Source organism: Clostridium sp. UBA3061, from assembly GCF_002367465.1.
Classification (GTDB): domain Bacteria; phylum Bacillota; class Clostridia; order Clostridiales; family Clostridiaceae; genus Clostridium_J; species Clostridium_J sulfidigenes.
The window spans coordinates 1-24783 of sequence record NZ_DFCF01000012.1; the positions used below are offsets into that span (position 1 = coordinate 1).

Annotated in this window: 35 protein-coding genes; all 35 read left to right on the forward strand. The window is 27.4% G+C overall.

Translation table 11 applies throughout. From position 1 onward, the window contains the following. Positions 1 to 381 precede the first annotated feature (381 nt). The 35 genes from B2P65_RS10435 to B2P65_RS10605 all read left to right on the forward strand — a co-directional run bounded on the left by B2P65_RS10435 (position 382) and on the right by B2P65_RS10605 (position 24440). Positions 382 to 597: a hypothetical protein gene (locus B2P65_RS10435; protein WP_346876386.1), complete on the forward strand. Its 216-nt coding sequence runs from the start codon at positions 382 to 384 to the stop codon at positions 595 to 597. A 53-nt stretch (positions 598 to 650) separates the two neighbouring features. Continuing rightward, positions 651 to 899 (forward strand): hypothetical protein, encoded by a 249-nt coding sequence (locus tag B2P65_RS10440; protein ID WP_346848239.1) that lies wholly within the window; start codon positions 651 to 653, stop codon positions 897 to 899. Between the two features lie 264 nt (positions 900 to 1163). Further along, entirely contained in the window at positions 1164 to 1595 is a 432-nt protein-coding gene (locus tag B2P65_RS10445) for a hypothetical protein (protein WP_346880141.1), read from the forward strand. 525 nt (positions 1596 to 2120) lie between these two features. Continuing rightward, entirely contained in the window at positions 2121 to 2363 is a 243-nt protein-coding gene (locus tag B2P65_RS10450; RefSeq protein ID WP_346880142.1) for a hypothetical protein, read from the forward strand. Between the two features lie 448 nt (positions 2364 to 2811). After that, positions 2812 to 3033 (forward strand): hypothetical protein, encoded by a 222-nt coding sequence (locus B2P65_RS10455; protein WP_346876391.1) that lies wholly within the window; start codon positions 2812 to 2814, stop codon positions 3031 to 3033. A 97-nt stretch (positions 3034 to 3130) separates the two neighbouring features. Beyond that, the gene (locus B2P65_RS10460; RefSeq protein WP_346880143.1) at positions 3131 to 3562 is read left to right on the forward strand and encodes a hypothetical protein; all 432 of its coding nucleotides are present in this window, start codon (positions 3131 to 3133) and stop codon (positions 3560 to 3562) included. A gap of 216 nt (positions 3563 to 3778) precedes the next feature. Then, positions 3779 to 3970 (forward strand): hypothetical protein, encoded by a 192-nt coding sequence (locus B2P65_RS10465; protein WP_346880144.1) that lies wholly within the window; start codon positions 3779 to 3781, stop codon positions 3968 to 3970. 11 nt (positions 3971 to 3981) lie between these two features. Then, complete coding sequence (locus B2P65_RS10470) at positions 3982 to 4656, forward strand: hypothetical protein (RefSeq protein ID WP_346880145.1); 675 nt, start codon at positions 3982 to 3984, stop codon at positions 4654 to 4656. A gap of 873 nt (positions 4657 to 5529) precedes the next feature. Further along, positions 5530 to 5787 (forward strand): hypothetical protein, encoded by a 258-nt coding sequence (locus B2P65_RS10475; protein WP_346876395.1) that lies wholly within the window; start codon positions 5530 to 5532, stop codon positions 5785 to 5787. A 202-nt stretch (positions 5788 to 5989) separates the two neighbouring features. After that, the gene (locus tag B2P65_RS10480) at positions 5990 to 6292 is read left to right on the forward strand and encodes an immunity 53 family protein (protein ID WP_346876396.1); all 303 of its coding nucleotides are present in this window, start codon (positions 5990 to 5992) and stop codon (positions 6290 to 6292) included. Positions 6293 to 6473: 181 nt separating this feature from the next. Continuing rightward, on the forward strand, positions 6474 to 6815 hold the full coding sequence (locus tag B2P65_RS10485; RefSeq protein WP_346876397.1) for a hypothetical protein: 342 nt from the start codon (positions 6474 to 6476) through the stop codon (positions 6813 to 6815). A gap of 24 nt (positions 6816 to 6839) precedes the next feature. Next, positions 6840 to 7607 carry a tetratricopeptide repeat protein gene (locus B2P65_RS10490; RefSeq protein ID WP_346880146.1) on the forward strand — a complete coding sequence of 256 codons (768 nt, stop codon included), beginning with the start codon at positions 6840 to 6842 and terminating at the stop codon, positions 7605 to 7607. 607 nt (positions 7608 to 8214) lie between these two features. After that, the gene (locus tag B2P65_RS10495; protein ID WP_346880147.1) at positions 8215 to 8349 is read left to right on the forward strand and encodes a hypothetical protein; all 135 of its coding nucleotides are present in this window, start codon (positions 8215 to 8217) and stop codon (positions 8347 to 8349) included. Between the two features lie 64 nt (positions 8350 to 8413). Next, complete coding sequence (locus B2P65_RS10500) at positions 8414 to 8713, forward strand: RHS repeat-associated core domain-containing protein (protein WP_346880148.1); 300 nt, start codon at positions 8414 to 8416, stop codon at positions 8711 to 8713. Next, complete coding sequence (locus B2P65_RS10505; RefSeq protein WP_346880149.1) at positions 8692 to 9006, forward strand: hypothetical protein; 315 nt, start codon at positions 8692 to 8694, stop codon at positions 9004 to 9006. Before B2P65_RS10500 ends, B2P65_RS10505 begins: the two co-directional genes overlap by 22 nt. Then, positions 8997 to 9158, forward strand: a complete 162-nt coding sequence (locus B2P65_RS10510; RefSeq protein WP_346880150.1) for a hypothetical protein — start codon at positions 8997 to 8999, stop codon at positions 9156 to 9158. The genes B2P65_RS10505 and B2P65_RS10510 overlap by 10 nt, the downstream gene beginning before the upstream one ends. A 15-nt stretch (positions 9159 to 9173) precedes the next feature. Next, positions 9174 to 9728, forward strand: coding sequence for a hypothetical protein (locus tag B2P65_RS10515; protein ID WP_346880151.1), 555 nt, complete (start codon positions 9174 to 9176; stop codon positions 9726 to 9728). A 134-nt stretch (positions 9729 to 9862) separates the two neighbouring features. Continuing rightward, entirely contained in the window at positions 9863 to 10165 is a 303-nt protein-coding gene (locus B2P65_RS10520; protein WP_346880152.1) for an immunity 53 family protein, read from the forward strand. A 530-nt stretch (positions 10166 to 10695) separates the two neighbouring features. Continuing rightward, a complete protein-coding gene (locus B2P65_RS10525) occupies positions 10696 to 11079 on the forward strand; it encodes a DUF2691 family protein (protein WP_346880223.1) in 384 nt (127 codons plus the stop codon). After that, positions 11076 to 11459, forward strand: a complete 384-nt coding sequence (locus B2P65_RS10530; RefSeq protein WP_346876406.1) for a hypothetical protein — start codon at positions 11076 to 11078, stop codon at positions 11457 to 11459. Before B2P65_RS10525 ends, B2P65_RS10530 begins: the two co-directional genes overlap by 4 nt. Before the next feature lie 317 nt (positions 11460 to 11776). Then, positions 11777 to 11926 carry a hypothetical protein gene (locus B2P65_RS10535; RefSeq protein WP_346876407.1) on the forward strand — a complete coding sequence of 50 codons (150 nt, stop codon included), beginning with the start codon at positions 11777 to 11779 and terminating at the stop codon, positions 11924 to 11926. 130 nt (positions 11927 to 12056) lie between these two features. Then, complete coding sequence (locus B2P65_RS10540) at positions 12057 to 12728, forward strand: hypothetical protein (protein ID WP_346876408.1); 672 nt, start codon at positions 12057 to 12059, stop codon at positions 12726 to 12728. Between the two features lie 147 nt (positions 12729 to 12875). Further along, positions 12876 to 13259, forward strand: a complete 384-nt coding sequence (locus B2P65_RS10545; protein WP_346880153.1) for a hypothetical protein — start codon at positions 12876 to 12878, stop codon at positions 13257 to 13259. Positions 13260 to 13337: 78 nt separating this feature from the next. Beyond that, complete coding sequence (locus B2P65_RS10550; RefSeq protein WP_346880154.1) at positions 13338 to 13703, forward strand: hypothetical protein; 366 nt, start codon at positions 13338 to 13340, stop codon at positions 13701 to 13703. A 147-nt stretch (positions 13704 to 13850) separates the two neighbouring features. Continuing rightward, on the forward strand, positions 13851 to 14030 hold the full coding sequence (locus tag B2P65_RS10555) for a hypothetical protein (RefSeq protein WP_346880155.1): 180 nt from the start codon (positions 13851 to 13853) through the stop codon (positions 14028 to 14030). A 24-nt stretch (positions 14031 to 14054) separates the two neighbouring features. After that, positions 14055 to 14522: a hypothetical protein gene (locus B2P65_RS10560; RefSeq protein WP_346880156.1), complete on the forward strand. Its 468-nt coding sequence runs from the start codon at positions 14055 to 14057 to the stop codon at positions 14520 to 14522. Positions 14523 to 15009: 487 nt separating this feature from the next. Continuing rightward, positions 15010 to 15915: an AEC family transporter gene (locus B2P65_RS10565; protein WP_346880157.1), complete on the forward strand. Its 906-nt coding sequence runs from the start codon at positions 15010 to 15012 to the stop codon at positions 15913 to 15915. A gap of 72 nt (positions 15916 to 15987) precedes the next feature. Beyond that, positions 15988 to 16410: a MarR family transcriptional regulator gene (locus tag B2P65_RS10570; RefSeq protein WP_346848262.1), complete on the forward strand. Its 423-nt coding sequence runs from the start codon at positions 15988 to 15990 to the stop codon at positions 16408 to 16410. A 99-nt stretch (positions 16411 to 16509) separates the two neighbouring features. After that, complete coding sequence (locus B2P65_RS10575) at positions 16510 to 16863, forward strand: carboxymuconolactone decarboxylase family protein (RefSeq protein ID WP_035134524.1); 354 nt, start codon at positions 16510 to 16512, stop codon at positions 16861 to 16863. 96 nt (positions 16864 to 16959) lie between these two features. After that, complete coding sequence (gene lpdA / locus B2P65_RS10580) at positions 16960 to 18654, forward strand: dihydrolipoyl dehydrogenase (protein ID WP_346880158.1); 1695 nt, start codon at positions 16960 to 16962, stop codon at positions 18652 to 18654. Next, positions 18647 to 19588: a lipoate--protein ligase gene (locus B2P65_RS10585; RefSeq protein WP_346848264.1), complete on the forward strand. Its 942-nt coding sequence runs from the start codon at positions 18647 to 18649 to the stop codon at positions 19586 to 19588. The genes lpdA and B2P65_RS10585 overlap by 8 nt, the downstream gene beginning before the upstream one ends. A gap of 253 nt (positions 19589 to 19841) precedes the next feature. After that, complete coding sequence (locus B2P65_RS10590; protein ID WP_035134530.1) at positions 19842 to 20075, forward strand: TIGR04540 family protein; 234 nt, start codon at positions 19842 to 19844, stop codon at positions 20073 to 20075. A 325-nt stretch (positions 20076 to 20400) separates the two neighbouring features. Then, positions 20401 to 21750, forward strand: coding sequence for a TrkH family potassium uptake protein (locus tag B2P65_RS10595; protein WP_346848265.1), 1350 nt, complete (start codon positions 20401 to 20403; stop codon positions 21748 to 21750). 54 nt (positions 21751 to 21804) lie between these two features. Continuing rightward, the gene (gene msrB, locus B2P65_RS10600; RefSeq protein ID WP_346848266.1) at positions 21805 to 22257 is read left to right on the forward strand and encodes a peptide-methionine (R)-S-oxide reductase MsrB; all 453 of its coding nucleotides are present in this window, start codon (positions 21805 to 21807) and stop codon (positions 22255 to 22257) included. 170 nt (positions 22258 to 22427) lie between these two features. After that, complete coding sequence (locus B2P65_RS10605) at positions 22428 to 24440, forward strand: ATP-dependent DNA helicase (RefSeq protein ID WP_346848267.1); 2013 nt, start codon at positions 22428 to 22430, stop codon at positions 24438 to 24440. Positions 24441 to 24783 lie beyond the last annotated feature (343 nt).

Consider the following 24783-nt stretch of genomic DNA (forward strand, 5'->3'; position numbering starts at 1 on the left):
CTATGGAGATAAAGGCCTTGTAGGATTCGTGCTAAAGGATACTGAAGAATATTTCTACATTAGGAATGCTCAGAGTGGTATTATAGGCATAATAAACTCTATTGGAAAACAAGTTGTTTCTTATACTTACGATACTTGGGGTAAGTTAATATCTGTGGATTAAAAAGGAAACTCCTTTTCAGATTCATTCAAATGAGTAAGTTCCACTAACCAAATTAAAATTCGGAGTGTCACTTAAGGCATTAGGAGAAAAGAATCCTTATAGATATAGAGGATATAGATATGATACAGATATAGGTGTAATAAGTATATAAAAACTCTGTATGAATTTTGTGAATTAAGGTATAAAAAAATTAAATAGCGGTATGGAGGATATAAGGTATGAGCAAAAACAATATAGTAAATAGTATAATTTTTATTATAAGTATATATTTAAATTACAAATGGGTCTTTCCTATTCTAAGGACAGTTACATCCTTTGGTAACAATTTGGATAAATATGAAAGAAAAAAGGAACTTAAGAAAGGAGTAAAATATTTAGTTATAACAGTTATATATGTTGCTATAGTTACTTATTATTTGAATAATAGAAGGTAATATAAAATGAAGAGTTAGTGTTATAATTTGATAGTGCTTGCTGCACATGAGAGGTGATAAATATAAATCAAGTAGTTGTAGAAGTTTTAATTAATGTAACATACATAATATTATTATTTATATTAATGTTAGTTGTATGGGTATTCTTTAAAGATTTATCTAAAAGACCAAAAGAAAAAAGTTCTGAAGTATTATATAAGTTTTGGATTAATTATTATAAGGTTCTAGCATTAGTTTTTATTGTTTTTAGCATTATATTTATAAGCAACTTAATGCTAAAGATAATAGATTTACTTACTTAAAGTTACGATATGGTTATAGCTATGAAGTAAAAGTATATAGAGATATAGTAAGAATCGTATATAAAAGAACAAAGGATAATTCAGAGGTTTTTATAGATGTAAGAATAAAGGAATTACTGGATAAATGGAATAAATAGTATATGTAAAAAAGGTGGTAGTGATTCTATAATTGAATGCTATAACTTTTTTTATTAAAGTAACAAATGAAAAGTAATCCGGCAAATGTTGCTTGTCCATAAAAACACATGTTTAGGAGGGGTTAAAATGAACAGCGATGAATTATTAAAAAAAATTCAGGATATAATTTTTTCAGTTCCGGGAGAAATATATAAATACAATCAGCCTAGTGATTGTTTTGATGATGATTGGAGAAAAGCTTCAACTCAAGAAAGGGCTTTTTTGTTAGTTGAAAGTTTGCTTATAAACCTAAACAAAAGCAAAACAGAAGAGAATACAAAACAAAAAGAAAATCTTGTTGAAGTTAAGATTGATAAACTACCAAGATTTTATAGCATAGCAGATGAAAATATGTTCTTCAATGCTATTTACACCGTGCCATCCATAAAAGAAGTAATTGGAAATGGAAGGGAGTTATTTCTATACTATGATAAGAAGATAACAAATGAAGAAAGAAATTTCATAGTTGGATTATTTAAAAGATATCAAATTCCTATCCCATCTAAAATTAATAGTTAGTATTCAATAAAATAAGTATGAACTAGCTTAGTTGCTACTTAAAGATACATATAACTATTCTGTAGAGAATCGTTATATATTAATCTGAAAAATATAAGTAGGAATTTGATTTATACCAATTATTATGTGAGAGACAGGAGTGATTCCTGTCTCTATTTTTCGTATTAAATAAAATTGTAATTATACATTATATAGGAGAATTTTTTTTAAATTTTGGTCTAGAAACATCATTAAAAGTCTGGATTAAACATTAGTTAAGCAATACTAAAATGGGGGAATATTTAAGTAGGTAGTATGTCAATTATGAATATAAAAGTTGGATTAATAATTATATTTATTACAATTCCATGTATAATTTTAACATTTAAAGCTGTACAGCATATTATGAAGGGGTTGCCAAGTGGAGAGAAAGTTAAAATGAAAGAATTAAAGATAGGATTAGTGTATATTATTATTATCATATATACGGTTATATCTAATTTAATTTTAATTAAATTACATTAACAACTAGAGGGGGAGGTTATCGTGAATATTGTAGGAGATATTTTATTAAAAATTGCTTATACTATATTAATGTTGATGATTTTTTTACTTTCTTATGTTGGATTTAAGGAAAGCTCTAAATCTCTTAAATCAAAAAAATATATTGGTAAAGATAAGTTCATGATGAATTGGCTCAGATTACTATGTGGTTTTTCTATATATGGTTGTGGAATGATAATAATTAAATTTATTATAGAAATAGTATTATATTTAATGAAAATATAATACAGAAAAATTAATTGTTTTTTAAAATATATTTTTATAAAGAAAAATTTACTATATAAAGCTTCGAAAGAAATATCTAGAAAAAATTTAATGTGGTAAATAAAGGAGTATTATGAAGTTGGTTGCGTAAAGTATATGTGATACACCCGATTTTAAGTATATTATATAGGGAAACATAAATAAAGTATAAAGTAGGCATTTTTATACAATCCCTAAATTAGTATAAATGGAGATTTAAGAAGTAACCTATGTATCTATAAAATGAAGATAAGTAATTTTAAAAATAAAAGGAAAATACTTATGAAGGTGATAGTTGTTCCAATCAAGTGGAATAACTATCACTTTTTCTTTTTATATGATATTACTTGTTATTAAATTATATAGAAGGAAAAAGAGCGTTTAATGAAGAAATAATGAATGTACATTTAAGATATTATAATCCTGTTTTATGGATATAAAAAGTTTTGCTACAGAAAAATCTTGGTTTAAACGTCAAATTTCTGTTGTATCTCTAGGCTCTAATTTTATACCACAACCATGGGGAGCAATTGTTGGAATAGGATCTGGAGGATTAAAGGATGCTTATGATTATATGCCAGAAAACATTCAAATTATGGTTGATTGGACATGTCAACCAATAATTAGTGCTCCATCAATGGGAATTAATTAAAAGATACCATTAAAGTTATACAAATATAACTTGTTTAGAGATTAATATGAAGTAAATTGTAATTTAGAATAGAAATTAAAAGGGAGAATTAGGATCTATGAACAATAAATATTCAGTTATTAAAGATATAGTTGTTTGGATTATAATGTCTATTATTGGAACTATAATTTTTGTTAATACAACAAATATTTCTAAGATAAGTGCTATTATTATTAGTATAATAGCAACAGTAATAATTCTAGTAGCAAGGTATAATAATTATAAATTAGTAATATCTGATGAAGAAATTGTACTCTATAAATCATTTATAAAAAAGACACAAATTCCGTTAGAAAATATAGTGGAAATAGAAATTGGCAATTCTTTTACGGGGAGTAGGATTCAGGGGGTGGTAAAATACATTTATATAAAAACAGCGGAAGATAATCATAAGTTTAATATTGTTAATATAGAGAGTGAACAGTTTTATGATGACATTAAAAATCTTGCAACTAAGCTAAATATTAAATATTTTAACAATCAGGAATAAACTATAAAATTATTTAATAAGTAATGTATGTATTAGAGTAGCAGTAAAAAAAGTAAACTTTAAAATAGTGAAGGGTTAATAACGGAATTACTACATAAATACAATAAAAAACTTATGAAAAAAAGTGATAGTTATTAGTATAATTGAATGCTGTCACTTTTTCTATTAGGTTAGTAATGAAAAATATAGATTAATCATACTGCAATAGGATGTTCAGTGGATACTTTAGCAGATATAGCAATAGGGACAGCAACGGCAGTATTTATAGCAGCGGGAGTAGCTTACCTAGGAATAACAGCTCCATTATGGGGGACTGCTCTTTTAGCATCTAGTATTAGTTATGGAGTAGCAAAATATTATGAAGATGATATAGGTAAATTAAAGGACTCGATTATATCAGGGTTTTAGAAGGAGGAAAAATGAAATCAGCTAAAATTAAACAAGCAGATGAGATGGAAGTTAAAGATTTAAAGAAATTAAATGTTTTTATTTCAATAGGATGTATGTTAGGAAGTATACTTTTTAATTTGATATTAAGTAGTGATGATAAAGTGTACCATAGCATAGCCCCAGTATTATTAGTACTTACTTTAATATTAAATGTAATAAATATAGTATTAAACGTTAATAAGAAACCAATATATAAAAGTGTTTACATTTTAATTCCAATACAAGGAATTCTAGTAGTATTATCATTATATCTAGAAGCTGTAAATTGCCTAACATTAGAAAGCACAATTACAAAAATAATAATATTTTTCAACTTTATAATAGTAAATTTATATATTTTTTATAAAAGAATAATAGTAAAAAATGAAGACTATATTAGCAGTGTTAAAAAAGGTACCCATGGAAGATATATAAAGAGAGATTTAAGTGTTTCATTAATTGTAACTGCAATATTATTAACAATTGCTAAAGTTATAGACTCTAGTCCAACAATAATTGAAGAAGGTAATGGAGATAAATTTATTTCAGGTATTTTTTTGATAGGAGTTACTGTATGTTTAAGTATTGTTTATATAATAGCAATATCTAACTATTTGTATAGTGTTAAGGATAAAAATTCCCCAAAACATATTAAATTAATATGATAAAAACTTATATATATGATGTATAAGAAGGGTGTTATTAAAAATATAGTTACAATTTAGAAGTATTATACTTAATAAAAAATTAGAAATAAAATTTCGGTATACCTAATATACTGGAGTTTCATTTATTTTATATACCATAGAATTAATTAGTTATTTTAGTTTTATATAAAAAGATTTAAAAGTATTTCTACGTAAATTTTACTTTAAATGGTATAAGTAAGTTTCAATAACTAAGTCCTTGAATTTTGATGTTAAATTTAAATATACCTTAGAAGGAAATGATGTATTTTATGAAGAATTAACTAAGGAAAGTTGTGTAGAAATCGTTATCTAGGGCGCAGTAACTCTTAGTAAAACTTAGGGATATAGCCATCAGATAAGATAGTATATGCCTATGGTGTTAATGGTTTAGTAGGTTTTACTCTAAATGGTAAAGAGTATTTCTACATTAGAAATTCACAGAGTGATATCATAGAAATAATAAATTCTATTGGAAAACAAGTTGTTTCTTATATTTATGGCACCTGGGGCAAATTAATATCTGTGGATTAAAAGGAAACTCCTTTTCATATTCATTCAAATGAGTAAGTTCCACTAACCAAATTTAAATTCGGAGTGTAACTTAAGGCCTTAGGAGAAAATAATCCTTATAGATATATACTGAATATTAATACTTACAATCAAAACATATAATACTGAGTGGGGAAGAGTCTTAAATGAAGATGGGTTAGTATCTACAGGGCAAGGTATGTTATCTCATAATATGTTTGCATATTGTGCTAATAATCCCGTAATTTTTAAAGACCTATTAGAGTTGTCATATTATATGTCAAATGAATATGGTGGTAGAGGCGGTTTCGGGCTGCTGCTATGGTTGGTAGTGGAGCTTTAGCAGACACTGTAAAAGTAGCATGGTATGGCACTGTTGGAACAATAGTAGCTATTTGGAATATTATAACCTTTTCTAGTAGCGACACCACAAATAATAGTTCAAATAATAAATCAAAGCCAGAAAAACAAGAGAGAGCTAAAAATAAACTTAAATCAGATATTAAGGTGGAAGGGTCACATAGTACATTTAAGCAGAATCCTAATACAGGAGAGATAACTAATTATAAGATATGGTAACCAAATCTAAATAATTCTACAGGGTTTGAGTTAGAGAAAGGATATGATGGAATTGGTAAGTCACATAAGAATTCTATTACTGGAGAGAATCTTATGCCGCATGTGCATGATAAGACAGTGCCAGGAGGGGTTAGACGTCCTTTACCTTGGGAAATTCCAGGCAACCATTAACAAATTAATAATATAAAGAGGTGTAAATAAGATGAATATGATAGCATGGTTAAGTGAATGGTACAAAAGCAATTGTGATGGTGATTGGGAACACTATTATGGAATAAAAATAGATACGATTGATAATCCAGGATGGAAAGTAGATATAGATTTGGTGGATACTTATTTAGAAGATGTACAATTTAATACAGTTCAAATCTATGTTGATGATTTTAATTGGATTCATTGCAGTGTTGTAGATGGAATTTTTAGGGGAAGAGGTAGTACAGATAAGTTAGAAGAAATACTAAAAATATTTAGGCAATGGGCAACTGAAAATAAAAAATATCATTAATAAAGTAGTATAAATATATAAGAACAAAAGTGCTAAGAGTAAGTTAGAAAAGTAATAGTATAACGTCGTCAGACTAGAATATCTGTTGGCGTTTTTTATCTTTTTAAAAATACTAGTATTTTTAAAGATATTTTGATTATGAATAGAATTATAAAAATAAAGTAATTATACAAGATATTGAATGTTAGAAAATTATATAGAAGGAAAACGAGATATAGATAGTGCATTAGGTAAAAGAGGCTCGAAGGAGCGGGAACAGAAATCACGAGAGTTGCATAATAGTAAGAAGAAAAATGGTGATGCCAATTATAATAATAAGGCTTATGACGATTTAGTTAATGGAAATTTTCACAAATTTTATATAAGTCCTGTAGAGAAAATTGTACTTGTAGGCGCAGGTATAGCAATAATAGGTGGGACTATAGTTGAAGATGTAGCTACTGGCGGGTTAGGCATTGCAAATGATGGAATTACAATAACTGCTGGAGGAGCTTTAATTATAAGAGCATTTGGAGGATATTGATGTTTAAAGAGGAGGTGCTGACAATTGAATTTTGAAGAAAATTTCGATATGGGCGAGAAATATTACATTAATGGAGAGTACGAGAAGGCAATAGAATATTTTGAGAACTGCTATAAAATAAATAAGTCTAACGATTGTTTAAATTATATCGGATGCTGTTATTTAGGAATCAAAGATTATTATGCAGCCATTAAAATATTTAACTCAATAATAGAAGATTGTCCTAATTCAGAGAGACCAGTTTTTAATTTAGGTAGAGCCTACATGAAGTTAGGTGAGCTTGATACTGCATTAGATAACTTTAAAAAAGCAATTACTATAAATCCATATAGTGAAGATGGTTATTATTACTTAGGAGTATATCATCAACAAGTTGGTGAGTTAGAAATGGCAAAGATGTATTATAAAAAGTCGTTAGAAATAGACAATGAGCAGTCAGAAACTTATTTAAATTTAGGTATATGTTGCTTTGAGTTAAAATTATATGAAGAAGCATTAGAATCGTTTAGCCATTCATACAAATATGACAGAGAGTGTGTAGAAGCTATACAGAATAAAGCCTTAGTATATATTGAAATGAATGACTATGAAAGAGCACTAAAAGAACTATATGCTTTTAGTATTTTACAACCTGACGATATTGATAATGTACTAGATATTGCTCATTGTTATTATAAAATACTTGACTTTAAGAATTCCTATGTATGGTGCAAGAAGGCATTGATTATTGATTCAGATAATACATTTGCAAATAAACTTCTTAAAATTTTAAGTTTAAAGTTGAGAGAGTAAAATAAAACTATTAATTTATAAAATAGAGGTATTAATTATGAAAAACTTACTGAAGAATATTTTATGATTAGTTTCATATTTAAGATGTATTATTTCATATTAATATTAGTTTTATTACTCAACTCATAATAATAAAAGTGCATTAAACGATAATTTATAAGTGAAAAAGTACCTTAAAATGCAAATTGAATACCAGAATAAATATTCTAGGGCACTATCCTAGGAAATTATAACTTAGGTAGTGAAAATTTGATACAATAGCTTATTAAAGCTAATGAAAAACGTCGACATGTTCTGATACTTGTTGATGTTTTTTAGGTAAATTAAAGTAAAAGTTAATTATATTGTATTGAATGGTATGATAGGGAAACTAGCTGATGGAGCTAAATATGATTATATATCAGAAGGAAACAAGGTAGCTTATGAAGAAATAACTAATGGAAGTAATGTAGATTAACAGAGTTCTTAGCTTGTGTGAGAATGGTTTTCTCTCACAGAAGGTTAGAAATCGTTATCTAGGGGCGTAGTAGCCCTTAGTGAAACTTAGTGATACTAGCCATCAGATAAAATTTTATATAACTATGGAGATAGTGGTCTTGTAGGATTCATGCTAAAGGATACTGAAGAATATTTCTACATTAGGAATGCTCAAAGTGATATTATAGAAATAATAAATTCTATTGGAAAACAAGTTGTTTCTTATATTTATGGCACCTGGGGCAAATTAATATCTGTGGATTAAAAAGGAAACTCCTTTTCATATACATTCAAATGAGTAAGTTCCACTAACCAAATTAAAATTTGGAGTGTCACTTAAAGCCTTAGGAGAAAAAAATCCTTATAGATATAGAGGCTATAGATACGATACAGAGACTGGATGTTACTACTTACAATCAAGATATTATAATCCTGAGTGGGGGAGATTCTTGAATGCGGATGGAGTAGTATCTACAGGACAAGGAATGTTATCTCATAATATGTTTGCATATTGTGCTAATAATCCCGTAATTTTTAAAGACCTATTAGAGTTGTCATATTATATGTCAAATGAATATGGTGGTAGAGGCGGTTTCGGGCTGCTGCTATGGTTGGTAGTGGAGCTTTAGCAGACACTGTAAAAGTAGCATGGTATGGCACTGTTGGAACAATAGGAACTATTTGGAAAATTATAACTTTTTCTAGTAACAACAGTAAAAATGATAATTCTAAGGCTAAAAGAAATACTAATACATCGAATTTAACTAATCAAGGAAAGGTAATTGGAAATATAAAAGGGGCACCGCCTGTAGATGCTGGCAAAAAAGGTAAACATGTAATAGGACACCATCAAATAAGCAAAGTCTATCAGAAGGAAGAAATAAATCAACATGGCCTGAAGGAGAAAATGGAGTGGATTTAACACAGGAAGGATGGTTAAAAGGGAGAGTTACAAAGAATCCTGATGTAAGGGTATGGGACACAGGAAGGCCAATAGGAGCAAATGGAGAAACAAAAGTTAATGTTAAATATGCACCTAGTAAAGATACAATACACGGTTATCCGGTTAAATAGAAATGGAGTGATCAAATGGATATTATAGAAATAGTTAAAAGTCTATATAGGAGCTCAGCTGGATCTTATTTATTGCTTAAATATGTTGATAGAGATTATTGGATTGATAAGTTGCAGGAATATTTTCCAAATAAATATATTGATAATCTTACGGAGTTTAATTATGATAAGTGCTTTTCTATGTATATTAATTTATCAGATAACAAAGGAAGTATAGGTACTGAAGAATTTGATAATTATATCTTAGAAAATGAAAACTTATATATACTTAGTATAAAAATTTCTGTATTAGCACCGTATTGTATATTTAAATATGTAAGATACTATGTTGATGAAGAAATAAAATGTGAAACTAGTTCTATACCTTATTGTGAAGAGCATATGGAGTTTCATAAGATAATAAATGATTTTATTTCAGACTATAACCTTATTCTTTTGGATGATAATACACTAATGAGAGAAGTTTCGGATATATGTCTTGAACTAAGAGAACCTCCAGTAAGTGTGTATAATTGTCTTTTTCAAGATTGTTATTCATATTATCCTTATTCAATAAACAAAGTAGAGTAAAACTATATATTTAATTTAAGATAATTAGCTTAATGATTGCCTATAAGATATTCTTTTAGTTAATATTTTATAGGTAATCTTCTATATAAGCTTGTGTTTATATAACTCAATTTAAAATAAGGGGTGTAAATAAGATGGATATGATAGCATGGTTAAGTGAATGGTACAAAAGCAATTGTGATGGTGATTGGGAACACTATTATGGAATAAAAATAGATACACTTGATAATCCAGGATGGAAAGTAGATATAGACTTGGTAGATACTTATTTAGAAGATGTAGAATTTAATAAAGTTCAAATATATATTGATGATTTAAATTGGATCCATTGTAGTGTTGCAGATGGAGTATTTAAAGGCGGAGGTAGTATAGATAAGTTAGAGGAAATACTAAAAATATTTAGGCAATGGGCAACTGAAAATAAAAAATATCATTAATAAAGTAGTATAAATATATAAGATCAAAAGTGCTAAGAGTAGGTTAGAAAAGTAATACTATAACGTCGACAGACTAGAATATCTGTTGGCGTTTTTTATATTTTTAAAACTACTAGTATTTTTAAAGATATTTTAATTATGAATAGAATTAAAAAAATAAAATAATTATACAAGATATTGAATGTTAAAAAGTTATATAGAAGGAAAAAGAGTATTTAATGAAGAAATAATGGTAGTAGTGAAATAAAGGATGCCTATGATGCCTTAGGAAGAATTGAAATTGTAAATAATTGAAGGAAAATAAATATTATTATAATGAATTAAATCAACTTATAAGAGAAGTAAACCATGTATTAAGAAAGACTATAGTATATACATTTGATGAAGAAGGAAATATACTTAAGTGTAATTAGTTTAATAAAAAGGAGTGAAAAAATTTGATTAGCTTAGATATTAAGGTGAAAAATGGATATAGTAATTATCTAAATAAAATCTTAAATGGTGTTAATTTATTTAATTATGTTTGAAAAATAAATGCTGATAATTTTTTATATTTTGACAATGGTGAGTTAAAAGAAGATTTTTTTAGAGCAGATGTTTTAAATGCAGAAGAATTCATTAAGTGTATATCAAGAGACAGTTATTACATGATATTTGCTGATATAAAAGTATATTCTCTTGGTAGTGAGCGTATCGAAATAAAAACATTCAAAGACTTTTTAAGAAGCAGTTGCGTAATGATTATTTTATGTACAGATTCATCAGTAGTGGCAGATGCCTTTACAGCCAGTGAAGGATGGGGAGCAATAAGTGTAGATTTAGGTATTGGTGTAATTACTGAAGGGGCAAAATGGCGAGTCACAGAGATGATTGAAAAGTTTTATTGGAACTTTATAAGGAGAGATGAAAGATGAATGGCAATAATAAAGGTACATATGCAGTAGCAGGAATAGCTGTCTTTATTATATCAAAGATTATACTTGGAAGTTTAGGAATAGAGAATGTACCAGTACCCATTATCATAGTCGCACTAGTAGCTTCATATGCTATGTTTTTAATTGGAACACTTAATAAAAAATTAATAGGAGGAGAGAGAACTTGTTATATAGTAAGTGCAATCTCATTGGCAGCTACTATTGTTAGCACTATAATAATAGTTATATTTTTAAGTTATTTTCCACAAAATGTAGAAGAATATAAAGTGTTATTGCTAATATTATTAATAATTAGTATATCATCGCTTCTATGTTTGACTATTGCAGGAATGATAATTAAAAAAAAGTATCAAAACTAGTTATCATATGATAAAAAGTTATATATGATGTATAGGAAGAGTGCTATTAAAAATATAGTTGCAATTTAGAAATATTTGTATTTAATAAAAAATTAGAAATAAAATTCTGGTATACTTAATATATTGGAATTTTATTTATTTTATATACCATGCAGTTCAATTACTGAGGGGGTTGGTACTAAATATACCAATGAAACGAGAGATGGAATAAAATCAGGATCATTCTGGGCACATCCGTCTATGATTTTGGAATCAATCTTGGTAAAGGAGCTATTCATGTTGTTAAAAATGGAACTAAGGCACATAGCGGAAAAGTAATGAGTTATGGAGCAGGGATTACTGATACTTTTATCGGCAAAAGTAAATATATATTAAGTGAGACAATAGATACATTTAAAGGTTCTATAAAAGGATTTGCTGCAGTTGGACTAGTATCAAGTGATGTAAGTAATTATATAAGAATATGATGGAAATATTAAACACGCTGTAATAGGGTAGGCAGTAGATTCTTTAGCAGTGGGAGGAAGTCTATTATTAGATAAGACGGTAGAAAAGATAAAATTTTCAATAATATCGGGAAGTTAGAAGGAGGAGAAAATGAAATCATCTAAAATTAAACAAGAAGAAGAGATGGAAATTAAAGATTTGAAAAAATTAAGTATTTTTGTTTCTATAGCATTTATGATAGCAAGTTTAATTTTTAATGGAGCATTGCTAATAGATAAAGAGGTGTATTCTAATATATCGCCAATATTAATAGGATTATCTATAATATTAGGTATAGTAATGTTAATATTAAGTATAAATGAAAAAAGAATATATATGACGTATCATATATTTGGATCAATACATGGAATTGTAGCATTGCTATCTATTTATTTAGTTTGTGTAAATCAGCTAGTGCCTCAAAGTTTAATTACAAAAGTATTGATATTTTTTAATTATTTATTTATAAATTTATGGGTTTTTTATAAAAGAATAATAGTAAAAGATAAAGCTTATATTACTAGTGTAAGTGAAGGCACTCATATAAAATATATTAAAAAAGATTTAGTTTTATCTTTAATTATTTCTGCGATAATAATAACAATTGCTAAGGTGCTAGATTCAAGCCCAATTATAATTGAAAAAGGAGAATTAAAACTGTTTATTGTAAGTATTATAGGGATAGGTGTTACTATATGTTTTAGCATATCATACATTACAGCAATATCTAATTATCTGTATAATATAAAGAATAACAAGTCATTTCAAAAATTGAGCAAATAAAATTTGAATAGTATATTTAGGATGCTTGAAATGTATAATGGAGTTTTTGCAGCAATTTTGGGAGTAATAATATTTTAAATTATTGTAAAGAAAACTAATATGATAAAGAAATAAATAATGTATTACAGTTTTATAAGGAGAGGAAAGATGAATAGTAGTAATAAAGGTACATATGCAGTAGCAGGAATAGCTGTCTTTATTATATCGAAGATTATACTTGGAAATTTAGGAATAGAGAATATACCAGTACCCATTAGCATAGGTTTATTAGCAGCTTCATATGCTATGTTTTTAATTGGAATATCGAATAAAAAGCTAATAAGAGGAGAGAGAGCTTGTTATATAGTACTTGCAATTCTATTCGCAATTGCAAGTGTTAGTGCTATTATAATGGCTTTATTTTTAAGTTATTTTCCTCAAATAATCACAGAATATAAGGTATTGTTGTTAGTACTACTAATAAGTGGTATATTGGCACTTTTAGGTATAATTATTATATCAATGATAATTATAAAAAAATATCGAAATTAGATATTCTATAATTAAAACTTATATATGATATATAAGAAGGCTAATCATAAAAGTTTTTCATGGTGGAATTATGTAAATATGAAGTCAGATATTCAAATTGAACTGGGATTCGCTAAGTTTTTCTACCCCGAAATAATTGAGATAGACAACTGTATCTTTATAAAGGATAACTTTTCAAGCGAAAGGTATGAACAATGGAAAGTTGTGTGTAATGATAAAAAAACTTTAGAGAAGGCTATTAATTCATATGAAATTAAAGAATTTTTTCATATGAATACAGATTTTGAAGATAAAAATATAAATGAACAAATACAAGCACTAGGAAATATATTAAAAAAAATTTGGACTTTAGGTTTTAATGAAAGATTCCCTGATATGAATATAGTTGTAGATATAATTGAAGATGATGAATCATTATATATTACTGTATTTCAAGATAGTTAATTATGTTGAAAATTATTAATAGTCGTGATTGGTAGACATAAGTATAAAAATAAGTAACTTGTAAAATTAAAAGTAAATACCTAAAAAGGGGGTAGTTGTTCCAAGCAAATGGAACAACTATTATTTTTCAATAATATATGATATTAGTTGTTAGTAAATTATATAGAAGGAAAAAGAGCATTTCATGAAGAAATGAAACTTAAGTATGGGGAAGTAGGCCTTGGAAAGGGATACGATGGGAGAGCAGATAACCCACATGTTAAGAAGGATCCTTCATTAATCCCAGCCTTTAGATGGACTATTCCTGGCAATGCATTGGCACCATAATATATAATGAGAGGAGGATATTATATGAAGTACTTTACTTTAGAACTATTAGATAAATCGAATAGCACGATAGAGTCAGAACGTGAAATTGCTGACAGACTTTGGATGGGAAATCTTGAAACGTATTGGAATAATTTTAAAAAATATGAGGATAGATTACCTTATAGTTTTGTAAAAGAATACAGTACGCATGCTTTTCATGACTATAATATAGAATCCATAAATTTTTATAAAGATCAAGGAAAAAGAAAGGATGCTTTTAATGTTGAATTGATAATTAGATATGATGACATTAGATACTTAATAAAATATATTAATGTTACTAAATATAATATAGATTTAAGTATTAAAAATAACATCAAAAATAATGTCTTGTTATATAGTGAGATAATTCCAATAGGTGATGCTATAATTAGTCATGAAATATTAATGTCAAATAGAAATAGTGCATACATGGAGTTTAAGAAAATTATGTTTAAAAAGATAAGTTAAAATAAATTTTTGTTCAAAATGTAATTAAGAAACCGTAAATATACATTAGAAGGAAAAGATTAACTTAAAAAGGGAATAAAATATTTGATTTTAACAATTATATATTCTTTCATAGGCTTACATTACTTGAATAACATAAGATGACATAAAGTTAAAGTGAGAATTTGTAACTTAACATTATTAAATGAGGGGTGGTCAATATAAATCAAAATGTATATAAAATTACAATAGATAAAAGTGTATAGTAGAAGATCAATTGTGCAAAAGTAAATGGAAACTATGAATGAGACTATTTTACTATATACATATAAAACTAGTATAATATTTAGCTATATAACTATTTAACTATTTGTTGTGTTCATGCGGGTTTAAGAGGTTTACCCATTAGAATAGTATTAAGGTAACAATAAAATAATAATTAAAAACCAAAGAAAATAGAGTATAATTAGTATGGGATTTAATTTTTTTATGTATGGGGGATAATTTAATGGATGCAGTAAATCAAGTTTTAGTTCTATCCATTATGATGGTTATAGGAATATATGCTAGAAAGAAAGGCTTTATAGATGATAGAGTAGAGAAGGGATTAAGTGCAATATTAATCAATATAACTTTACCATTAATGATCATAAATAGTTTTTGCTTAGAATTTGATAAAGCTATTATGGGAAATGCTATAAAGATATTCTTCTATTCCGTAGTTATACATTTGGTGTTACTTATTTTATCAAGATATATTTATATTAAGGCTAGTGATAGAAAAAAACCACTACTTATATTTACAACATCCTTTTCTAACTGTGGATTTATGGGCTATCCAGTATTAAACAGCATTTTTGGAGAAATAGGAGTGTTTTATGCTTCAATTTTTACTATGGTATTCACTGCTTTAGTGTGGACCATAGGGGTATCTTTATTTACAGGGAAAATATCTATGAAGGAAGCTAGTAAAAGCATTTTAAAGAATCCATCCATATGGGCTGTAATTATAGGAATTATAATATTTGTAGGTCAAATTAAACTACCCTTTGCCATTAACTCAACTGTAAAAAGTGTAGGAAATATGACGACTCCAATATCTATGATAATCATTGGATCTATGCTTTGTAGTTCTAACATAAAGGAAATGATAGGAGATTTTAGTTTATACTATTTATCTATAGTTAGATTAATTTTAGTTCCTGTAGCAACATATTTTACTATGAATATGTTTAGTATAGAGCCAATGTTGGTAGCTATATGCACTTTACTTATGGCTATGCCAGGAGCGGTGGTAGGACCTGTAATTGCATTATCTGCTGGTGGAGATGGTAAGTATGGCTCACAGTGTGTATTTATAACTACACTTTTATCCGTTATAACTGTTCCACTATTTATATATTTAGTAAGATAATTAATTATATAGATGATAGGTTTTAATGATTTGGCCATTTTAAATAAGTATAGAAGGGAATGTAAATTATATATGTTTGATTTAGATGATTGTATTGCATTTATAACAAATAAAAGCGCAAAGAAATTAGCTGACGAATTTAATAGAAGATTACAAGAGAATGGTACAACTAGAGTACAATGGATAGCTTTATTTTATATAGGTAAAGCAGGAGAAATTTCTCAAAAAGAACTTTCGGATTATATGGATATTAAAGAGTCTTCAATGGTAAGACTTATAGATAGAATGGAAAAGGAAGAGTTAGTGGAGAGAAGAAAGGATTCAGAAGATAGAAGAATAACAAAGATAATATTAACTGATAAAGGTAAGTTTTTAAAAGAAGAACTTATGCCTAGAGGACAAGTGTTCCAAGATGATGTATTAAAGGGAATATCGAAAGAAAATTTAGAGATTTTTAAAGAAGTTTTGCAAAGGATGACAGATAATATATGTTAGCTATTGACAATACCACCCCATGGTGGTATTTTTATATCATAAATGCTTGTAGTGCTAACTATTGCACTAGCAACTATTAAATGATATGGGGGTATAGATATGAAAAAAGATGTAAGAGAAATGTTAAATGACTTTATGAACGGACTTGGTGAATTAGGCGAAACTAATGGAGAGAATGTTAACGCTTTCATGGGGCTGTTAGGTAAGACTTATGAAGAGGGTGCATTAGATACTAAAACAAAGGAATTAATTAGTGTTGGAATTGCTGCATATAACAGATGTGAATATTGTATAGTTTTCCACGTTTACAAAGCTTTAGAAGCAGGAGCAACTAGAGCTGAAATAATGGAAGCTGCTATGGTATCTGTTGCCTTTGGTGGAGGTCCTAGTATGGCATATTCTGTAACTTTATTAAAAGATGCTGTTGATGAATTTGAAAAAGATTTTAACTAAATAAGATTTTAAATTTAAGACCTTGAGTATTATACTCAGGGTCTTAAATCCAGAATCTTAAACTAATATATATTTGGTATTAAAGGAGAGGTTGAAATGGATATTAAGTTGGAAAGTCTATCAGGAAAAAGCAAGTCTGCTAAAGTAGGCAAAATTAATATACAAGTTGGAGAGAATGTTAAGTTAAATGATGTAATGTTCCAGCTAGAAACAAATAAAGGAAATTCACCTGTAAAAGCTAAAGGAAGCTATAAAATTGAAGAAATAAAGGTTACAGAGGGACAAGAGGTAAAGGTTGGAGATACATTACTTATAGTAAGTGGAGAAGCTTTAACAGAAGAAACTAAAAAAGTTGATTACTTTGGTAGCTTAATAAAGGGTAAAAAAGAAAATTTAAATATAGACCTTTTAGTAATAGGTGCAGGACCAGGAGGATACGTTTCTGCTATATATGGAGCTAAAAAAGGTTTGGAAACTATAATAGTTGAAAAGGATAATTTAGGAGGGACTTGTCTTAATGTAGGATGTATTCCTACAAAATCTCTAGTTAAATCTGCTGAAGCATACAATGAAGCATTAAATGGAGAAGAATTTGGATTTGAAATAAAAGATATAAAGCTAGACATGAAAAAGGTCATAGCTAGAAAAGATAAAATTAGAAATAATTTAGTTGGTGGCATAGACTATTTATTAAATAAAAATAATATAAGACTTATTAAGGGAGAAGCATCTTTTATAGATAACCATAAAGTATTAGTGAAAAAAGGTAAAGATGAGTATATTATTGAAGCTAAAAATATCATTATCGCTACTGGTTCTAAAATATCAAAAATAAGTATCCCAGGCATAGAGTTACCTTTTGTATTAAATAGTACAGAAGCTCTTAGTAACACAGAATTACCAAAATCAATTACTATAATTGGTGGTGGAGTTATTGGTATGGAATTTGCATTCCTTTATTCAAATTTTGGTGTTAAAGTAAACGTGGTTGAATACGAAAATAGAATCCTTAACATGGTGGATTTAGATGTCTCTGAGGAAATACTTGATATAGCAAAATCAAAGGGCATAGGTATATATACAAGTTCAAAGGTTACTAGAATTGAAAAATCTGAATCAGGTGAAGGTATAGTTATATTTGAAAATGAAGGTAATGAGAAGCTTTTAGTTTCAGAAAAGGTATTAGTAGCAATTGGAAGAGAGCCTAATATGGAAGGGCTAAATCTTGAAAATACTGATATAGAACTAAATGATAGGAATAGAGGTATAAAGGTTGAAGGTAATTTAAAGACAAATGTGGAAGGAATATATGCTATTGGAGATGTTAATAGCAAGATCCAATTAGCCCATGTAGCTTCACATCAAGGAATTGTAGCAGTTGATAATATATTAGGAAAAAATAAAGAAATGAAGTATGAATGTATTCCTAATGTAATATTTACAGCTCCAGAAATTGCTTCAGTTGGTCTTAATGAAAAACAATGTATTGATAAAAATATGAATATAAAAATAAGCAAGTTCCCTTTTGCAGCCAATGGAAAAGCCTTAACTATGGGTCAAGAGTATGGATTTATTAAAATAATAAAAGATTTAGATTCAGATAAAATGGTTGGAGGGTCAATAATAGGTCCAGATGCTTCATCATTGATAAGTACGCTAACACTTATTATTCAGCAGAATATTTCAGAAGAGAGCATAGCAGAGACTGTATTTGCACATCCAACTACAGGTGAAGGTATACATGAAGCAGTATTAGGATTATCTATAGGAGCAATACATTATAATGAATAAAGTAATTATTTCAAAGGAAGTTAATCCTTATTATAATTTAGCCTTAGAAGAAGAATTGTTAAGAAATATAAAGTCAGAAGAAACCATATTATATCTTTGGCAAAACGAAAATACTGTAGTTATTGGAAGAAATCAAAATCCTTATAAAGAATGCGATTTAGATTATATGAAAGAAAACCATATTATATTAGCTCGAAGAATTTCTGGAGGTGGAGCAGTTTTTCATGATTTAGGAAATTTAAACTTTACTTTTATAACAAAGGAAATTGAGAGTAACTTAGATAAACAACTTAAGGTTATAAAAGGTGCTGTAGAGTCCTATGGTTTTAAGGTTGAGTTTTCAGGAAGAAATGATTTGCTTTTGAATAATAGAAAGTTTTCAGGACATGCATTTTATTGTGAAGATGGTAATTATTTTCATCATGGTACTCTTATGATTGATGTAGATATTACTAAACTTGAAAAGGTTCTTACTCCATCTAAGTTAAAATTAAAATCTAAAGGCATAGAATCAGTAAAAAGTAGGGTTATAAATTTAATAGAGGTTTGTAGTGAATTAAATGTAGATAATTTAATTCAGTCATTGGTAAATTCCTTTAAGAATATTTATGGAGAGTTGCAAAACCCATATATTTATAATATGAGTAGTTATGTACCTAAATTATATGATAAATACTCTAGTAAGTTCTGGAATTATGGTGAGAGCCCACAATATGATGTAGTTCTCGAAGAAAAAACTGTCATAGGTAATATAGATATAAATTTATCAGTGGAGTCAGGAAGAATAGTAAAGGCTAAAATATTTTCGGACACTTTAGAGAATATAAATTTAGGAAAAGTTGAAGAACAGCTTATAGGCATTATATTCGCTAGAGATGAAGTTGTAAAATTAATAGATGACTATATAAGACAGGTATCAGAAAAATATGTATAAAAATATTTGTATAAATTATAATATTCTTAGGCTAAAATATATTTACCTCATCTAGATAAGTCAAGAAAATTTAACATTTCTAATATGGATTATATTTTAATGATATAATCCATATTTTTATGTAAAATAACCTTGGTAATTAAAAATAATGTAGGGTATAATATGTATATTGTAAATATAGTAGCTAACAAATAAATTATTGCTAATATATTTACAGTATATTTATTATTGTAAAACTATGGAGGATTATAGCATGAGAACAATTTATAAAAACCCTAAGGAATTAGGTGCTTGTTTAAGAGATATTGTAGATTTATACAGAGATGATTTAATGACCTATGAAAAATTATCAGATAAGGTTATTAAAATTGTAGATTCTAATGTAGAAAGATTCTTTAAAAATGGTGATGTTGAAATAAAGATTGCAAATATTCTAGAGGAAGATAGAATAGCAATTATAAAAGATATATTAGATAAAAATAATTAAAAAATCTTATTATAAATTTATAAAAAAAGATGAGCTTTATTGATTAAAATAATGTAAGCTTATCTTTTTTATTTAGCGTTAAAAAATAAGTATATAAAATATACAAACATTTATATAGAAAGAGTTGTGTATACTAAAGTTAATATATTAAATTTAATTTATATATAGCAATGTTAAATCCGTGTTAAATAATCAGGTTTTGTTACAAAATCTATTTAACAAGGTGTATAAATTATATATGATATATGAAGGAAATCAATTACAAAAAACTAAGTATAAAATTATAAGATATTTATTTCAAGACTTATAGACTGGAGGTTACTTTATGGAAAGTCTTAAAATTTTAAAAAAAACTAAATTTAGTGAAGTACAGGTATTAGCCCTTGGGTTTTTTATAGTAATTTTTATTGGAGGTACAATATTAAGTTTACCCATATCATCTGCTAGTGGAGAGGCCACAAATTTCTTGGATTCAATATTTACAGCTACATCTGCCACCTGTGTTACAGGGTTAGTTACAGTAGATACAGGTACTCATTGGAACCTATTAGGACAGACCGTTATTATGATATTAATTGAAATCGGTGGTCTTGGATTTATGTCTTTTGCAACTTTTATATCTGTACTAATAGGAAGAAGAATTACTTTAAAAAGTAGATTATTAATGCAAGAAGCAATGAATACCTTTAATATTCAAGGGTTAGTAAAAATGCTTAAAAAGGTTATGTTATTTACTTTTATAATACAGTTTATAGGAGCATTAATACTATCCACTCAGCTCATACCAGAGTTTGGTGTAGCTAGAGGTATATATATTAGTATATTTAGCTCTATATCTACCTTTTGCAATGCTGGTTTTGATTTATTTGGAAATTTTAATAGTTATACAGCATATTATGATAATTCCATTATACTTTTAACTGTAAGTGCATTAATAGCTATTGGAGGGTTAGGTTTTATTGTATTGTTAGAACTTTATAATTATAAAAGTACAAAAAAGTTATCTTTACACGCTAAGGTAGTGTTATTAATAACTACTATATTAATAGTGGGAGGAACTATAGTAATGTTTATCCTAGAATATAATAATCCTAATACCTTAGGAAATATGAATATTAAGGACAAAATAGTAAACTCTATTGTAGCTTCCATAAGTCCAAGGACAGCAGGAATTAACAGTGTACCAATAGATAAGATGACTACAACATCAAAATTTATAACTGTTATACTTATGTTTATTGGAGGTTCTCCAGGTTCTACAGCAGGAGGATTAAAAACATCCACCTTTGGTATAATTTTATGTACAGCTATTTCTGTAATTAAAGGAAAAGAAAATGCTGACATATTCGGAAGGACCATTCCAAGAGGATTACAATTAAAAGCTGTTACTCTTTTAATAATAGGAATGGGATTAGTAACCACAGTCACTATGGCACTTACTATAGCTGAACCTAATGAAGCCTTTTTAGATGTGTTATACGAAGCTACATCAGCCTTTGGAACAGTAGGATTAACTACAGGTGTAACTCAAAGGCTCAGTGAACCAGGAAAAATTATAATTATTATGTTGATGTATTTAGGAAGAGTTGGTCCACTTACTGTAGTAATGGCTCTAATTAGCAGAAAGAAAGGTACTAATTACAAGTATCCTGAAGGAAAGATATTGATAGGATAAACACATTTGTGAAATATTAAATAAAAAAACTATTATATAGGAGGTTAATATGGTATGGATAATAAATATATGAAAAGAAGTAAGGAAGAGTTGAAAAAAATATTAACCAAGGAGCAATATAACGTAACTCAAGAAAATGGTACCGAGCTACCTTATAAAAATGAATACTTTGACTTTTACGAAGAAGGTATTTATGTAGATATAATAACAGGAGAACCATTATTTATATCTAGTGATAAGTTTAACTCAGGATGTGGATGGCCAGCTTTTTCCAAGCCAATAGATAGAGATTTTATTAAAGAAAATATAGATAAAAGTCATGGAATGGTCAGAACCGAGGTAAGAAGTAAAAGTGGAGATTCCCACTTAGGTCATGTATTCTGTGATGGACCTGAGGAACTAGGTGGATTAAGATATTGTATAAATTCAGCTTCACTTAAATTTATTCAAAAGGATAAGATGAAGGAAGAAGGGTATGAAGAGTACTTAGATTTACTTGATAAATAAATATACAGATGAGAGTATGGCACTAAGATGTGGTTAGATGGATTTATCTATTTAATCACATCTTTTTCTATGTTTAAGAGATTAAATGTGGAAATCTACGGTTGTATTTTAAGGAGAAAAATGTGAAAATAAAGCTATATTACAAAAAGTCTTAATAAGGAGGGATATAGATGTTTTGGTTTTCAGAAGATAGTAAGAAGGTAGATAAAAATCTTTCAAAAGAAGATGAATTACAGCAGCTAGTATGGAATTTTTTTATGAACAAAATTCCTAAACTAGGTTTTGAACAGAGAGAAGGACAAGAAGATATGGCGTTAGATATATGTAACGCTATAGCTGACAGACAACATACTATAGTGGAAGCAGGAGTAGGAATAGGAAAATCTTATGCATATATAGTTCCCTTACTTTATTATAATAAACTTTTTAATAAACCTGTATTAATAGCTACGTCAACTATAGCTCTGCAAGAGCAACTAATTAAGGATGTAAAAAAAATTTGTTCTTATATTAATCATAAACCAGAAATAGTTTTAGCTAAAGGCATGACTCATTTTGCATGTAAAAGTAGAGCCGATAAATATTTTAAAGAGATTAATAGGAAAGAGTTTAATGATAATCTAGAAATACTATGTAATTACATAAATAATGGAGTAGTAGATAGAAAAAATATAAAGTTAGATGTAGATAATAATATATGGGACAATGTGAATGTAAAGGCAACAGATCATAATAGGTGTGAACATTATAATAATTGCAGTTTTATGTCTCTAAGAAGAGATATGTTAAATACTGATGGCATAATTTTATGTAATCAAGACTTATTAACTGTACATTTTCAAAAGTTAAAGAAAGGTCAAAAGGGGCTTTTAAATGAGAAAATAGATTTAATTGTTATAGATGAAGCTCATAATTTGGAGGAAAAAGTTAGAGCATCTTTAATAGAAAGCTATAACAAATATAAAATAAAATCTATTTTAGGAGATGTAATTGAAACCATAAAAATGTCAGCTATAAGAAGAGAGAGTTACGAAAATTTTAATAATATAGCTCATATTTTGAATGTTATTTCTAATAAACTAAATAATCAAGTAAAAAAACAAATTAACTCATCACCTAAGGGTGAAGAAATGGAAAAGTATTTTATTAATATAGATGAAATACGAGAAGAGCTTTTACTTTTAAATAGTAAAATTGATTTAATAAATTATAAAGTACAATTTTATAGTGATGATAATTTATGTGAAGAAGTATTCGAAGAGCTAGAGAATCTTCAAGACTTTATAAAAAGTTTGATATCTATAAAGAGTAGGGATTTATTTTGGTTAGAAAATTTTAATGATATTCATATATTTGCATGTCCTAAAAATATAAGTAAGGAGATAAATTCTTTATACTTTGATAAGTTAAAAACTACTATATTAACTTCAGCAACTATTGCAGATAAGAGTCAAGGTAGTGAAGAAGAGAGATATGAGTATTTTATTAAAAGTACAGGCTTTCCAACTAGTACAGGATTTTTATCAACACCAAAACCATCACCTTTTCCGTACAATTACAATGCCATGATATATTATACAGAAAATATGCCTCATCCAGTAGAGGCGAGAGAAAGGTTTATAAAATTGGGGGCAGAAAAAATAGTAAAGCTTCTGAATATTACAAAGGGAAAAGCATTAATTTTATTTACATCTAAAAGTGATCTAAAGGAAGTTTATGAGATATTAAAACATAAAAATTTAGAATATAGGATTTTAAAACAGCAACATATGTCCTCTCAGGATGATATACTTGAAGAATTTAAAAAGGATAAGAATTCCGTATTATTAGCTACAGGAACATTTTGGGAAGGAATAGATGTGCCTGGAAAATCATTATCGAATTTAATTATATTTAAGCTACCATTTCCGGTACCAGATCCAATTATAGAATATAAAAGGACTTTATCAGAAGATTTTTTAATGGAGGTAAGTGTACCATTAATGATAGTAAAACTTAGGCAAGGAGTAGGAAGGGTAATAAGAAAGCATGATGATAAGGGGATAGTGGCAATCTTAGATTCTAGAATTGGTGAATTGTCTAATAGCCCGTATAAAAATATAGTGTTTGATTCCCTCCCTATTAAAAATAGAACTAATGATATAAGAGAAATAGAAAGTTTTTGGATGAAAATGGATGAATAGAGCTTAAGCAAGATATAGAAAGGAAGTTATTCTATATCTTGCTTTTTATTATAAATATCATGAAATAACGACTTAAAGCACATTAACAGTAACTTGAAAATAATTTATATAAGTAATATAAATTAAAGTATATGGTTATATATTTATAAATATTTAATAATAAAGTAATATTTATAAAATTGAAAAACTATAATTTCTAAAGATAGAGAAATAGTTGTTTACAGTATGTTAAATAATAGTTAAATATATGTTATTTAGTAAATAATATGGTATAATATGGTGTTTAGATAATATGTAGAAGATTTATAAAACTAAATCTTTAATTGTTATTTTTAAGAGGGTA